This is a genomic window from Carnobacterium sp., assembly GCF_040274425.1.
In genome coordinates, this window is the sequence record NZ_JBEMBC010000199.1 from 1 (window position 1) to 610 (window position 610).

Below are 610 nucleotides of genomic sequence, written 5' to 3' on the forward strand. Positions count from 1 at the left end.
CTTTGGACCCGGTTGTCATGGAAAAAGTGGAAGTGTTGGCAGAATAGTTTGGAAAAACTATAATTTTCTGCAAATATTTTACTTGCATAATTGCCGTGTTTGTCATATAATATGAACGTTGGTGAAAGTTTTATTCACCGGCCAAAGTATTATTTTTTAGGAGGCCCGCAAGATGACTGGCAAAGTAAAATGGTTTAATGCAGAAAAAGGTTATGGTTTTATTGAACGTGAAGACGGCGGCGATGTATTCGTACATTTCTCTGCCATTCAGGTTGAAGGTTACAAAACTCTGGAAGACGGCCAGACTGTTGAGTTCGATGTGGTTGAAGGCAGCCGCGGCGAACAGGCAGCTAACGTTCGTCCTGTAAAATAATCTGTTTTTCCAAAATCTTTTCTACAGATTCATGTGCATGAACCTTAGGGCATTTCCTGAAAAGGAAGTGCCCTTTTTATCTTCCGGTTTTATGATTGTTTGAGGTAACATCTTGAAGTATTTTTTAAAAAGGACTCTGTCGGCCGGTCTGTTTTTTCTGATGGCATGTGCTGTCTGCCTGCCTGTGTCTGCGGAGATACCCCAGGGCAGCCTGATGTTTTCGGCAGAAGACACGAA

1 protein-coding gene is annotated in these 610 nt (G+C 42.0%); it reads left to right on the forward strand.

The features are described 5' to 3' along the window. Positions 1 to 172 precede the first annotated feature (172 nt). Entirely contained in the window at positions 173 to 373 is a 201-nt protein-coding gene (locus ABS911_RS15270; protein ID WP_093729110.1) for a cold shock domain-containing protein, read from the forward strand. Positions 374 to 610: the final 237 nt, after the last annotated feature.

Coding starts and splice junctions, on each gene's coding strand:
- ABS911_RS15270 (WP_093729110.1), top strand. CDS start 173: ATGACTGGCAAAGTAAAATGGTTTAATGCAGAAAAAGGTTATGGTTTT.